At 28.9% G+C, this 13,414-nt stretch carries 15 protein-coding genes, 1 tRNA gene and 1 other RNA gene; 5 read left to right on the top strand and 12 right to left on the bottom strand.

Annotation, left to right across the window (positions count from 1 at the left end; all coding sequences use genetic code 11):
- Positions 1-164 precede the first annotated feature (164 nt).
- From CLOPA_RS07985 to CLOPA_RS07965, 6 genes are all read right to left on the bottom strand, one after another.
- Positions 165-1,139 (bottom strand): ParM/StbA family protein, encoded by a 975-nt coding sequence (locus CLOPA_RS07985; protein ID WP_015614926.1) that lies wholly within the window; start codon positions 1,137-1,139, stop codon positions 165-167.
- Between the two features lie 145 nt (positions 1,140-1,284).
- Entirely contained in the window at positions 1,285-1,668 is a 384-nt protein-coding gene (locus CLOPA_RS07980) for a hypothetical protein (protein WP_015614925.1), read from the bottom strand.
- Entirely contained in the window at positions 1,669-1,845 is a 177-nt protein-coding gene (locus tag CLOPA_RS25540; RefSeq protein ID WP_015614924.1) for a hypothetical protein, read from the bottom strand. It abuts the gene before it with no gap.
- A 102-nt stretch (positions 1,846-1,947) separates the two neighbouring features.
- Positions 1,948-2,148 (bottom strand): hypothetical protein, encoded by a 201-nt coding sequence (locus CLOPA_RS07975; RefSeq protein WP_015614923.1) that lies wholly within the window; start codon positions 2,146-2,148, stop codon positions 1,948-1,950.
- 6 nt (positions 2,149-2,154) lie between these two features.
- The gene (locus CLOPA_RS07970) at positions 2,155-2,409 is read right to left on the bottom strand and encodes an excisionase (RefSeq protein ID WP_015614922.1); all 255 of its coding nucleotides are present in this window, start codon (positions 2,407-2,409) and stop codon (positions 2,155-2,157) included.
- Positions 2,410-2,507: 98 nt separating this feature from the next.
- Positions 2,508-2,750, bottom strand: a complete 243-nt coding sequence (locus CLOPA_RS07965; RefSeq protein ID WP_431602570.1) for a helix-turn-helix transcriptional regulator — start codon at positions 2,748-2,750, stop codon at positions 2,508-2,510.
- A gap of 134 nt (positions 2,751-2,884) precedes the next feature.
- Here CLOPA_RS07965 and CLOPA_RS24280 point away from each other — a divergent pair, with 134 nt between their 5' ends.
- The 3 genes from CLOPA_RS24280 (at position 2,885) to CLOPA_RS07950 (ending at position 5,013) form a co-directional block, all read left to right on the top strand.
- Positions 2,885-3,295 carry a helix-turn-helix domain-containing protein gene (locus CLOPA_RS24280; protein ID WP_015614920.1) on the top strand — a complete coding sequence of 137 codons (411 nt, stop codon included), beginning with the start codon at positions 2,885-2,887 and terminating at the stop codon, positions 3,293-3,295.
- A 67-nt stretch (positions 3,296-3,362) separates the two neighbouring features.
- A complete protein-coding gene (locus tag CLOPA_RS07955) occupies positions 3,363-3,809 on the top strand; it encodes an ImmA/IrrE family metallo-endopeptidase (RefSeq protein WP_015614919.1) in 447 nt (148 codons plus the stop codon).
- Positions 3,810-3,849: 40 nt separating this feature from the next.
- Positions 3,850-5,013, top strand: coding sequence for a tyrosine-type recombinase/integrase (locus tag CLOPA_RS07950; RefSeq protein WP_015614918.1), 1,164 nt, complete (start codon positions 3,850-3,852; stop codon positions 5,011-5,013).
- Between the two features lie 100 nt (positions 5,014-5,113).
- On the opposite strand, the gene CLOPA_RS07945 is transcribed toward CLOPA_RS07950, so the two are convergent.
- The 3 genes from CLOPA_RS07945 to CLOPA_RS07940 form a co-directional block, all read right to left on the bottom strand.
- Positions 5,114-5,188, bottom strand: a tRNA-Glu gene (locus tag CLOPA_RS07945).
- A 68-nt stretch (positions 5,189-5,256) separates the two neighbouring features.
- Positions 5,257-5,438: non-coding RNA, 6S RNA (gene ssrS, locus CLOPA_RS26455), on the bottom strand.
- Positions 5,439-5,613: 175 nt separating this feature from the next.
- Positions 5,614-6,009, bottom strand: coding sequence for a hypothetical protein (locus CLOPA_RS07940; protein ID WP_015614917.1), 396 nt, complete (start codon positions 6,007-6,009; stop codon positions 5,614-5,616).
- A 255-nt stretch (positions 6,010-6,264) separates the two neighbouring features.
- Here CLOPA_RS07940 and rocF point away from each other — a divergent pair, with 255 nt between their 5' ends.
- Positions 6,265-7,164, top strand: a complete 900-nt coding sequence (gene rocF / locus CLOPA_RS07935) for an arginase (protein WP_015614916.1) — start codon at positions 6,265-6,267, stop codon at positions 7,162-7,164.
- Positions 7,165-7,313: 149 nt separating this feature from the next.
- On the opposite strand, the gene CLOPA_RS07930 is transcribed toward rocF, so the two are convergent.
- Together CLOPA_RS07930 and helD are read right to left on the bottom strand one after the other, a co-directional pair.
- Positions 7,314-8,495, bottom strand: a complete 1,182-nt coding sequence (locus tag CLOPA_RS07930; RefSeq protein WP_015614915.1) for an FprA family A-type flavoprotein — start codon at positions 8,493-8,495, stop codon at positions 7,314-7,316.
- A gap of 381 nt (positions 8,496-8,876) precedes the next feature.
- Positions 8,877-11,162, bottom strand: a complete 2,286-nt coding sequence (gene helD, locus CLOPA_RS07925) for an RNA polymerase recycling motor HelD (RefSeq protein ID WP_015614914.1) — start codon at positions 11,160-11,162, stop codon at positions 8,877-8,879.
- A 328-nt stretch (positions 11,163-11,490) separates the two neighbouring features.
- Here helD and CLOPA_RS07920 point away from each other — a divergent pair, with 328 nt between their 5' ends.
- A complete protein-coding gene (locus CLOPA_RS07920) occupies positions 11,491-12,330 on the top strand; it encodes an SDR family oxidoreductase (protein ID WP_015614913.1) in 840 nt (279 codons plus the stop codon).
- A 72-nt stretch (positions 12,331-12,402) separates the two neighbouring features.
- Here CLOPA_RS07920 and CLOPA_RS07915 read toward each other — a convergent pair whose 3' ends face one another.
- Complete coding sequence (locus CLOPA_RS07915) at positions 12,403-13,389, bottom strand: biotin--[acetyl-CoA-carboxylase] ligase (protein ID WP_015614912.1); 987 nt, start codon at positions 13,387-13,389, stop codon at positions 12,403-12,405.
- Positions 13,390-13,414: the final 25 nt, after the last annotated feature.

The following is a 13,414-nucleotide window of genomic DNA, read 5'->3' as shown; positions in this document are numbered from 1 at the left end:
TATATATATTTCCTATAATGTTTATATACATTTGCTTTAAAATTACTCTCAACTTATATAACATTTATATAAATTATTTTACTAGTCCGACTTAAGGAATATAACGATCATACCATATTATTCTATATAATCCATTATTACATATAAAACCAACAAGTTGTTATTTAGATATACTTAGCAAAGGCGATCTTAAAAAGCCCTTCTACTGATGCCCATTGAGGATCTTCCTGTATCTCCACATTTTCTATCTCATTCTTAAGCTCTTCCTTAATATTTAAACATGTACCTCCAACTACTATGGGCTGCAATAGATCAAGTGATATCCTTCTTTTAGTAATTTTTCTTATAACATCATTTACTATATATTTGTGTATTCTATTTCTTATGATTTCTCTGCTTTCTTCCATATCTGAATTATTAATTCTTAATACCTTATTCTTAAGTGACTGCTCTGCCTGTTCAAATGTAACTGACTTTCCTTTAAGTAGTATTTCTAAATCTTCTTTTATATCCTGAACTAACTTATTTGATCCTGTCATTTCTGTAAATCTGCTTTCCGGTACGGTTGCTCCATTTACATATTTACAGAACTGCATATTAAGTCCTCCAATATCTATAAGACCTACTTCACAGTTATTGAATCTTTCCTTATCAAGATAAAGCACTCCTGAACCTTCACTCTTTATTGTCATATCTTCAATACTAAATAAGAATTCTTCATTATTCACCTTGATATTTATTTCATTATGATTATTCATAATAAAATTCTTATATTCTTCTTTGTATTCTACAGATTTTAAAAGATTTAAAGGACAGGCAATGACCATATATATTTCTGCTTTTTCTTTAGGTTGTATATATCTAGTTATTGCTGTATAAATACATAATTTATGAAGTAGTGTAGCTTTATTGGTATCCTCCACCCCATCTACGTTGCCCTGTTCTCCTATAATAAATTTACTATCATCGTATTCTACACTAAAGGAGTTTCCCGCTAATTCAACATCACCATCATTCAGATTATACAGTTTACTTCTAAAGCTTACTCTTTTACCTTCCAGTAGACTATCCTGTTCATTCATGCCTACAGCCTTGGTTAAAAACTTTCCTGAATCTATGCTTATAATTACTTTGCACACCTTAACCCATCCTTTCTTTTATAAAAAATAAACACCGACTTCAATAATGGAAAGGCTTCCGTTTGTTTGTAACGGAAAAGGTGTCCATTATTGAAGTCGGTCTAAAATATATTCTTTTTAATTTCATGCTTGTTCACCTTTAATTTTAATATGGTATTGATGTATATTTTAAAGGTAAATCCTTACTAATGCCGCCTCTTGTTTTATCAAACATTAATTCCCCTGTTTCTTTGTTAGTAATATATGACTGTCTATTTGCTTTAATAAATGCTAGTGTACTCATTGTTTCATAGGGCATTAATGGTCTGTCCCTATAGATATAATGCCCTTCATCTTCATACTTTCTTGACGCTCTTTTCTCCATATTTTTTAATTTACGGTTTCCCTTCTCAATTACATATTCCTCTGAATACTCTGCTTTTAATATTTTGCTTACATACTGTTTACTGACCTTAAGTTCTTCTGCTACTTCAATAGTTGATTTCCCTAAGTTAAAAAATAAATTATATATATCACCTTTTTTACTCATTTAATTTAATCCTCCATTCATATTTATTAATACTTTTCTATGCTCTTTTAAAATCCTTAAAGCACTCCTGTGTATACTTCTATCCTTACCAGTATCTTTAGGTATAACATATTCCAATGCTTTTATCTGCCGGTCAATTCTTTTTAAATCATTTCCAAGAATAATTCTAATAGGCATTTAATTTCTCTCCTTCTTTTATTTTGGTTGACTTTTTGTTTAATTTTAAACGCAGTTGAACCCCAGCTTAATATCTATTTTTAAGCCAGTAATTATCACAATTTATTTGTCTTCTTCATAGTTTTTTACAACCTTATAGGATCTTTTAGAAATAGTTACTACATTTTTTAAACTTGTTCTCTTGTTAAATGAAATCCTATTAAATTTAATATCATCAGTTGCAATTTCCATTGTTTCTTTAAATTCTTCATCCGTCATTTTAATTTCACAGGTTTCTATAAGTTTTCGTATCAAACCTATCACCCCAATCTAAAGTATTCTTTTTTCTTGTGATATTTTTTTAAGCCAAATACTAAGTAATTTTCTATTTATGAGAAATTTAGTTCCAACTTTAAAACATGGAAAATCTGAATTATTACTATGAGCCAATTTCATTAATTTATCTCTTCCTATACCTGTAAGATTTGCACATTCTGCTATTGTCAATGTAGCTTTAGGTTTCTCATAACTTTCTTGAATACTTTCCTTAATTATGTTTTTTAATTCTGATGATGTAATTTCCATAATTAATCCCCCTTGTCAGCTTATTATTAAATTTATATACTTAACTATAATGTAATTTTTGTATATAATTAGATTGTAGATTGTATACCATACAAATCTTATTTTATATTTTGAGTTCCTGGGGTTTCAGAACAATATGTTCTATTAATGATTAAAAAAATATCTTCTGGTGGTGCATCATATAACTTACCCATCTCTGATATTAATTTAGTACTTGGTGTTCTTCTTCCATTTTCAAGCATGTTTAAATAATCCTTACTTATACCAAGTAACTTAGCTGCTTCATATTGTTTTAAACCAATATTTTTACGAAATTCTTTTAATGAACTCAATCTTTTCACCTCCGTACAATATGTTCGTTTATTAATTTTATTATACAGAACATTTTGTTCGCTGTCAATATATTTTAGTACATTTTGTTCGTTTTGTTTTTTAATTCAGAACATATTGTTATAATATAGCTAGGAGTGATATTATGAATAATAGAATTAGGGAATTAAGAAAGAAAAAGGGATTAACACAGGTTGATTTAGCAAAACTTCTTAATGTTTCTGACAGAACTATTGGATTTTATGAAAATGAACAACGCGACCCCGATACTACTACATTGAAAAAACTCGCTGATTTTTTTGATGTTACCATAGATTATTTGCTTGGTAGAACAGACACAAATGATACTAATAAAGAAATAAATAAAACTAATTCTATGCCAGATATTCCTGCAAAATTTACTGATGCAAATCTAGCTAGAGAATATGTTTCTAAGCATCAAATATTTGGAGCAAACGGATTTGAGCCAAATAAAATGTCAGATGATGAGATATTAGAATTTGCTAATGCACTGCTTGAACAAATGGAGTTACTGAGCTATAAATATAAAAAATAAATTTACAATAGCCTTTAAAGGAGGGATAATTATAAAATACAAAAATAATAACTATTCCCTTATCTCTATGAAATGGATTGATGAAATTATACTTGGACTTACTGATACATATGGTACTAATAATCCTTATGAATTATGTAGAGTATTAAATATATTAATAATAAAAGTAAATCCATTTAATCGATTATTAAACGGTGAACCATCTTTGTATATAAGAAATTTGTTTGAAATAGGTAGAGAAGCGATTATTATAATGAATAATTTACATTATTCATATGAAAAATTTTATATAATGCATGAATTAGGGCATGCTATATTACATCCTAATATTATAAATTCTTGGAATGAAAACCTTGCAAATATTGGCAAGCTAGAAAAACAAGCTAACTATTTTGCCTTTAAATTAAGCAAGCTAAAATTTGATCCAATCAGCATGAAAAATTTCACAATAGAGCAAATAGCCAGTTGTTTAAAAGTTCCTGAAAAGGCTTTAAAGCAACTGGTTAATATATAACCTTAAATAGAACATACGTTTGTAAAAGGAGGCAAAATATATGGCAAAAAAAGTTAATTACTCTAAAAATGGTCAAGATTATTTTAGAGTAACCGCATCTGTTGGAAGAGACATTAATGGAAAACTAATCAGAAAAGAATTTTATGGCAAAAATAAAAAAGATGCAGAAGAAAAGAGAGATGAGTATATCAATAACATTAAAAATGGGTTAAATTTAAATTTTGATAAAGTTTATTTCGGTGATCTTATGCATACATGGTTATTTGAAGTTACAAAGGTAAAAGTTAAGCCTTCAAGTTTTGAAAGATATGAAAGTATATTTAGAAATTATGTACAAGGCAGTATCTTGTATAATATAAAAATAAATAATATAAAACAATTGGAGATACAAAGATATTATAATGATTTATATAAAAATGGTAAAAGTAGCAACACAATTAAATTTTTAAACAAACTCTTAAAATCATTTTTTTCATATGCCGTTGAAGAAGGTTACATTATGAAAAATCCTTGCAATAGTAAATTAATAATTCCTGGTTTTGAAAATAATATAAAAAAAGAAGTTGAAATATTTAATGAAGATGAAATAAATGTGTTAAAAAAGGCTTTACAAGGTCATAGACTTAAATGTTTAATATTATTAGCCTTAGGAACTGGTTTAAGGCAAGGTGAGCTTCTAGCGCTAACATGGGACGATATTGACTTTAATAATAGAGAAATTAAAGTTGAAAAAACAATTAAGAGAGTAAAGATCTTTAATACTGATGGTAATAGTGAAGGACATAAAATTTTAATCCAATCCCCCAAATCTCAAACAAGTAATAGAATTGTACCTATACCTTCAGACCTAATAAAAATAATTAAATCTCATAAGTTAAGGCAAGATGAAGAAAAATTAAAAGCTGGTGATTCTTATAAAAATAATAATCTTATATTTGCTACTGCAACTGGTAATCCAATAAGCGCTAAAAATTTATTTATGAGCTATAAAAACTTATTAATTAAAGCTAAAATTGAGCATAAAAAATTTCATGCTTTAAGGCACACATATGCCACTAAATTGTTTGAAGTTAACGTACCTCTTAAAACTGTTCAAACTTTATTAGGTCATAGTGATATATCAATTACAGCAGATATATATACTCATGTAATGCCAAAAGAAAAAATTACTGCTGTAGAAAAATTAAACTCTTTATTCAAGTAATGTGTTGGAAAAATTTTTTACTTTTCTAGTGTGGGAAAAGTGTGGGAAAATAAAAAATAAGCAAGTCTACAAGCTCTGTAAACCCGCTTATTTCAAGCTTTGGTAGCCCCAACGGGAATCGAACCCGTGATTCCGCCTTGAGAGGGCGATGTCTTAACCGCTTGACCATGAGGCCCTATTATAATATTTATATGACATGGAACCAAGACCCCATGTCATAATTAAATAACATTATTTTTAAAATGTATTTCCGATATGTCGTCACACTTAAAAGTCACACCCGCACTATAGCAGGTGGGTTTTTCTCAATTTGCTTCTATCTACTTTCAATTAAAAAAAGTTCCATATCTACAAATAATCTCTCGAAAATCCCTTTTTGATTATGTCGGTTGAACATATAAGCTTCACGGGCACATCAGAATTAACTACGTGTATTATTATATCATTTTTTATTTCAGTTTCAAATTTTTATTTAATGAATTTACGTCATTTTTATAATTTAAATGCATAATATCTTAATTTTACTCTCTTAAGCTTTCATTTGCTTAGTTATAGAATATCAAGGAATTTACTTAGTAAAATTTTTCTTTTTTCAAATACCTAAAGCTTTAAATCATCTATGACATTTTCTATATCAACCACTTTGTCACTTTCATAAAATATAGCAATTATTTCACTGCATTGCTCCTCATCATCAAAGTCATAGCTGATAAATTGAATGCCTATATTAAATTCTTTCATACAATCTTCAAGTATATCCCCTATATTATCTATTACTATATCATTTAGATAGGGCTTAAAGAATTCTCCATACCATACTTCTCCTTCTTCCTCTTCTTCACATTCATCATTAGCGTAGGCTCTTGCTGCTTCAATTTCGGAATCATCAAAATCATAATAGAATCTTAAGGTGTAAACTTCTTCTCTATACTTTATCTCTTCTATATCCTCTATTTGATTTTCCTCTAAAAATTTTATTATATTTTGTTTATCCATGCTAAAAACCTCCAAAAAAAAATTTTTAATATTTATAAGCTTTTTTGGTTAAATCTAATATAAAAGTTTATTCTGTAATTATAATATCACAGAAATATATAAATTATTATTGTATATATAAATTTTTTATGTATGAATATGTATTATTAAGCTATTTTAAACTTTTTGCGTTTTAACTAAGCAATTTTTATTTTTATAACTTAACATATAATCAATTTGTTAAGTTAATAATAGCTTCATTAGGAGGTATAATATATGATTGTAAACATGATAGGAGTACCCTTATTTTATGGTTCAGATAGGAAAGGTGTAGATTTTGCTCCAGATAAATTGAGAGAAAATAAAATAATAGATGTAATTCACAATGATCATCACGAAATATATGACTGTGGAAACATTTTTGTTCCTCAGATTAATGAAGATAATAAATATTCTTCTAATTCTAAATTGAAGTATTTAAAACCAATTATAGATGTTAATACCAATTTAGCTCATGAAGTATATAGTTCCTTTACTGCTGGTAGTTTTCCCTTTGTAGTTGGTGGAGATCATTCCTTAGGTCTTGGAAGCATATCCGGAGCAAGTAAATATTATAAAAATCTTGCGGTGATATGGGTGGATGCACATACTGATATAAATACTGATCAAACTTCTGAATCTGGAAACGTACATGGTATGCCTCTAGCTGCAGCCATGGGAATAGGTCCAGCTTCTTTAACAGACTTATATTTCAAAGGTACAAAAGTAAATCCTGAAAATGTATTTATCATAGGAGCCAGATCTATTGATAAAGGTGAATTTAGTTTAATTGAAGAGAGAGGACTTACTGTATATTCAACTGGGGATATAAAAAATAAAGGCATAGAATCAATTCTTAGGGAAATTCATCATAAGCTCATAGAACGTAATGTAGATGCAGTTCATCTAAGCTTTGATATAGATTGCCTTGATCCCTCAATGGTACCAGGAACCGGTACACCTGTTATGAATGGTATGTCCGTAGATGATGCAAAATTTTTATTAAAATATCTTATGGATACAAGACTTATAAAATCCATGGATTTAGTTGAATTAAATACTTTACTGGATAAAAATAATTCCACTACAAAGCTGGTTCTAGATCTGGTGGACTGGACTTTCAAAAATTTGAATTGATACTGATAAGCTATGTATGACTAATATTAAATTTATTAAATAAGGCTAAAGCAAACACCCTGTATTAGCGTAAGCCTAGCCTTATTTAAAATTTAGTATGCACTGTATAGCTTATGTTTAATTGACTGAACTACTTGTTCAATTAAAAATTATAGTAAAGCTACAAATTTTTCTACAAATTCATCTGCTTCTTTAAATTCTTTTTCATCTGGAACAAATTTAAATCTTAATCCACCCTCTACAGTTTTAAACTTAAGAGTTTTTAATCTTTCAGTAAGCATTGGAACACCTTCTCCACTCCAACCAAAAGATCCAAAAGCGCCTGCTGCTTTACCTCTATTAGTTATAGCGGAAACATGTGAAAGTACATCCCAGGATGGCTTTACAGCATCTTGATTTATTGTAGGGGAACCAATTAAAATACCACTTGCTTTTTCAATAAGTTCATTTATTTCACCAGGGTCTGTAGTTGTAATTTCATGCACTTCTGCTTTTATACCTTTTTTACTTATAGCTTCAGCTAAGTAATTTGCCACACGTCCTGTATTTCCATAAGCAGTTATGTAAAGTACTTGTACATTTTTCTCACTAATTGGTTCTATTTTTGCCCATTCTCTGTAAAGATTAATATATTTATCTACATCTTTAATATGAACAGGTCCATGACTTGGTGCAACTATATCCAGTTTTAAATCCTTTATTTTATCCAGACCTGCATTAACAAATCTCTTAAATGGTGACATAATTACATCAAAATAATACTTCATTTCCTCAAAATACTCTTCATTACAGGTATCATCAGTTACATCACAAGTAGGGCAATAATGACAACCCATTACATCACAGGTAAACAATGTAGAGGCTGCTTCATCATAGGTAAACATTGTATCTGGCCAATGTAAATTTGGTGCAGATATAAATTTCAAGTCAGTTTTTCCAAGACTAAGATTCCCAAGTGCTAATGCATCTTCGTTTTTGAAATCTTTATTTACAATTTCTTTTGCATAGTTTATAGCAGCTTTTGTAGCTACTACTGTTGCATCTGGATATTCTTCTATAAGTCTAAAAAGTGAACCACTATGATCAAGTTCTGTATGCTGAACAATTATGTAATCAACTTTTCTTTCACCTATAACTTCTTTTATATTAGCTAAGAATTCATCATAAAAACCATTTTTTACACTATCAATTACAGCCACTTTTTCATCGTCAATTAAATAAGAATTATAAGTACTTCCCTTTTTAGTATTCATTATAATATCAAATACTCTCAATTTCTCATCTTTTACTCCAACCCAATGGATATTGTCTTTTAATTTTATTGCACTCATTTGTGTACCTCCTGTAAGTTTTTATTTTAGGCATATAAAAATAAATAGTAAGTCAAAGATGCGAGCATACTGACTAGTTATATATTTGAATGTGCCTTATACAAATATATAACTTTTATTAAACTATCTTCCTTAGTGTTAATTTTACCACACCTACGTAATATTTCAAACTCATATGTTAATTTTTTAACTTTCCATAGATTGGCTTAGAGTTAGCACTGCTTCCTCTAAACATTGATATAACTAATTTAACATTTCTATATTCATGTATAAAATATTATAAAAACAATTAATTATCATATACAAATTTGATAACTATATATTGTTTATTCTCTATACTGTGAACAAAAATAATTATTATATGCTATTATTTTAAAATCACTAATCCAAAAGCTGCGAAGGCTTTTTATTGTAAAAAATATATTCCAAATGTAATGCTCTTGTAAGTGCTACATATAATATTTTTTTATCAAGCTCATTATTTTTGTAATTTTCTTCATTACAATTATATATAACACTGCAGTCAAATTCCAATCCTTTAGTCATATAAGATGGAATAATTATTTTTTCTAAATTTACATTTTTATCTGTATCCCTTACTATATCCCAGCTGTAGCTGCTGTATTTCTTTAAAAATCCATTTATCTTTTTACATTCCTCATAGGTTCTGCCAATGACAGCTACATTACTTTTACCAGTTTTCTCACAATAATCCACTATCTTATCAAGTTCACAGGCAAAAGACTTATTACTTTCAAACTCTTTAAGTTCAGGCTCATCCCCATGCCTCAATACTGGCTTTGCAGGCTTTAGACTATTTTCTTGCTTTACTAATATTTTGTTGGCAAAATCTATAATCTCTACTGTAGAACGATAACTTTGGGTTAATTGCACATAATTACCTTCCCCCGAGAAAGCATTATCAATGAGCTTTTCCCACTTCTCTATACCCTTATAATAGTAAATTCCCTGCCCTACATCTCCAACTATAGTGTAAGAATTATTTCTTGCCATATCTTTAATTACACAGTATTGAAAAAAACTATAATCTTGTGCCTCATCCATGACTATATGCTTAAACATGAATTTTTCTTCAACACCTTCAATTTTAAATTTCAAATAAATCATGGCAGCTAAATCATCACTGTCCACAATAGCATTTTCCTTGTTATCTTCCAATTCACTTTTCATATAATCATATAGTTTTTTTGACATCCTGTCTCCTACAATTTCATTAAACATAGCTTTGTTATTAAAAAGCTTATGAAGAAGCTCTTTCGTGTCCTTATGTTTCCACTTTTCAAAATATTCTTCTATATTATTTTTAGCAAGTTTTAAAATACGTTTTTTACTCTCATCTCTCTCGTCATAGAGCTGTATTATTTTTTTTCTTCTTTCAGGGCCATCTTCCATAACTCTTTTTATTCTAGCTATATTATATTCATAATTAAAGGCTACTTTTTCTATTATTTCTCCAATTCTGTCACTAAATTTAATAGTAAAATATCTTTTTATCTCATCTTTTCGTCTGTCTATAGGTAGATGTTTCATATCCTTTATAAAAAGTCTTTTTATATCCTCTGCATTAAATAAAATATATTTATCAACTTTTATATCTTCAATCTCTGCATCTCTTGCTTCTATATAAGCTACATAATCATCAATGATAGATTTGTACAGCATTGATCCTTTAAGACTGCTGCTTTGTGTTATAAGATTATTATTTTCATTTTTTCCTTCTAAAACTACAGCTAGCTTTTTATCCTTTGTAAACACTTTCCCCTTTAATTGAAGAATTTCCATTGCCAGCTCTTCAAAGGTTTTCTGCTTAACTTTATTAATACCAAGACTTGGCAGAACCATAGAGATGTAATCTAAAAATAATTTATTTGGCGCAATAACCAAAATATCATCACCACTTAAGGTTTTATTATATTTATATAAAAGATATGCCAGTCTATGCAGTGCAATAGTAGTCTTTCCTGAGCCAGCAGATCCCTGAACTATAAGGGGTATATTTTTACTTGCTCTTATAATATCATTCTGCTCTTTTTGTATGGTGGCTACTACATCTTTCAGCTTGCTGCTTACACTTTCTTCAAGATTTATTTTCAAAAATTCATCTACCAGAGAATTATCTTCGCCACTTGATTTTAATATTATCTCATTTATTCCCTCATCAAAAGCATCTTTAAGCGTTGAATCTCTAATTAGAAATTTACGTTTTAAATTTAAACTTCCATCCACAAACCCATCTGGTATTTCATAGGAAGTTTCTCCCTGAGTACCACTGTAATATAAATCAGCAATAGGCGCTCTCCAATCAATTACAATTTCATCTCCGGTTTTACTATCACCAAGACCAAATTTACCTATGTAATAGCTTTCATTATCTCTGTATTTTTCTCTAAAATCTATTCTTGCAAAATAAGGTTGATCCTTCGCCTCTATATATTTTTGCAGATTTTTATGAGTTATATTATATAATTTTTGAGCTGTTTCAAGTTCTTCATTATATCTGCCCTTAGCTTGTTTTCTCAGCTCAGTAATTTTACTCTGAAGATTTAAATCATTTTTATTTATTATATTTATCTCATCATCAATCCAATGTTTCGTATTATAAAGCTTATCTTCTTCAAATTTAAATTTCTCTTTGTCTATTGCCAAAATTAACACCTCACTTAAAAGTTTAGGCATATGAATATCAATGAATCTTACTCAGTGGGAGTTTGTACTCCCACTGAGTTTAGATGAATTATCCATGAACGTGTCGCTGTTATCTCCACCTTGCAGCAGTGGAGTGTTGCAGCAACTAGTTATCGGATAAATAGGATTCAAAATATACTAGCGTACTGACTAGTTATTTATTTGAATATGCCTTCTATGCAAAATAAAATTATATCTCTACTAGTTAATTTAATCAATAGCACTATTTTAAGTTTTTACTGCATATAATTTTATTGTGACTACATTATTCCGAGGAGGTAGTTTTACTATGAAAATCCTAATTACAGGAGCTGAAAATCCCTTATCTAATTATATTGAAAATAGATTTAAAGGCACAAATGAAATATATAGCTTTACAAGAAATGAACTAGACATTTCAGATAAAAACTTAACTTATGAAATTATAACGGATAATAAACCCGATATCTTAATTCATCTTGATTCCATGAGCAATATTGACATTTGCGAGCATGACGAATCCCTTGCCTACACTATAAATACTATAGGCACTCTAAATGTGGCTTACCCCTGCAGCATATTAAATATACCAATAATTTTTCTGTCCACTTCCTACGTGTACGATGGTAATAAAAACTCTCCTTATTTTGAAACTGATAAATGTTCTCCAGTAAATATATATGGTAAGACAAAACTTGCTGGAGAAAAACTAATTAGAACACTGTGCAAAAAATATTTTATTGTGAGAACTGGTTGGATATTTGGCGAAGAAAATTGTTTTGTAAACAAGGTACTCAATAATAGCAATGTATCCATGTTTGTATGCAGTACTGAAACTGGTAATCCTACATACGTAGAGGATTTATGCAGGGTAATTGAAAAGATGTTTAATTCTAATTTATATGGAATATACAATTGTGGAAACCCCTCAAGTACAACTAAATCTGCCTGGGTAAAGAAGATTTTTAACTATGCTGGCATAGAAAGGCGTATACTTGAAATGCCAGAAAACTTTTTAAGAAATACTGCAATAAGACCAAAGAACTCTTCTTTAAATATATCTCTCATAAAAAACTGTTTTGATATAGAACTTCCTAACTGGGAAAGTAGACTTTCAGAGTATATAAATGATAAATTAAAAAACCAGTAATTTTACTGGTTTTTTTAGGCATCTAAAATAAATAACAATTTAATGTAATTATTTTTTTGAAGATCCCCAAGCTTATATATAACTTTCTAAACCTCTTATGGATATTTCTCCAGATATTAAATTTTCCACCTTGCCATCTTCATATTTAACAATAAGTTCACCTTTGTTATTTATATCAAGTACCTTTGCCCTTATAGAATTTTCTCTCTTAATAACTCTAATCTCCCTATCAATTAAAATTGAATTTTCTCTGCAAATGGCTATAGTTTCTTCTATATCTTCTTTTTCCACAAAAGCCTTATATAATGGTTCAAAATTATTTAATATTCTTGCTACAATTTCTTTTCTACTTATTCTTTTACCAATTTCTATTTTTGCAGAAGTAGCAGTTTCTCTTACTTCCTCTGTAAAATCATCTTTATCCAAATTTACATTTATTCCTATACCCATTACTATAAAATTTACTTTTGTTAATTCAGCACTCATTTCAGTGAGTATTCCACAAAGCTTTTTTTTATTCAAAAGTATATCATTGGGCCATTTTATTAATGTTTCTATTTTCATTTCTCTAAAAGCTTTATTTATAGCCGCTGCACCTATTTGTGTCACCATAGATACCTTTAGAGGATTAATATCTGGCTTTAAAATAATAGACATCCATATTCCTTTTCTATTTGGAGATATAAAGTTTCTTCCGAGTCTCCCCTTACCCATGGTCTGTTCCTCAGCTATTACAACAGTGCCATCTTCATCTAATAAGGAAGCTAATTCTTTAGCTTTAGAATTAGTAGAGTCAATACTATCAAAGTGAATAATTTTTCTACCTATAAATTTAGTACTTAAACCATCATATATTTCCTCATAAGTTAATATATCTGGGGAATCCAGCAATCTATAACCTTTTTTAGATACCGATTCAATTTCATAGCCTTCTATTTTTAATTGATTCATGTATTTCCATATGGCAGTACGACTAACACCAAATCTTTCACTGATTTCCTGCCCTGATATAAAATCTTTAGTATTTTCTTTTAAAAGTCTTAATATTTCATCTTTCAAAGCTTGTTTCCTCCCTGCTTTTCTT

Origin of the sequence: Clostridium pasteurianum BC1, assembly GCF_000389635.1 — a bacterium.
Classification (GTDB): Bacteria; Bacillota; Clostridia; order Clostridiales; family Clostridiaceae; genus Clostridium_I; species Clostridium_I pasteurianum_A.
Note: the sequence above shows the minus strand (reverse complement) of the source record. Positions and strands in the feature narration are given on the sequence as shown.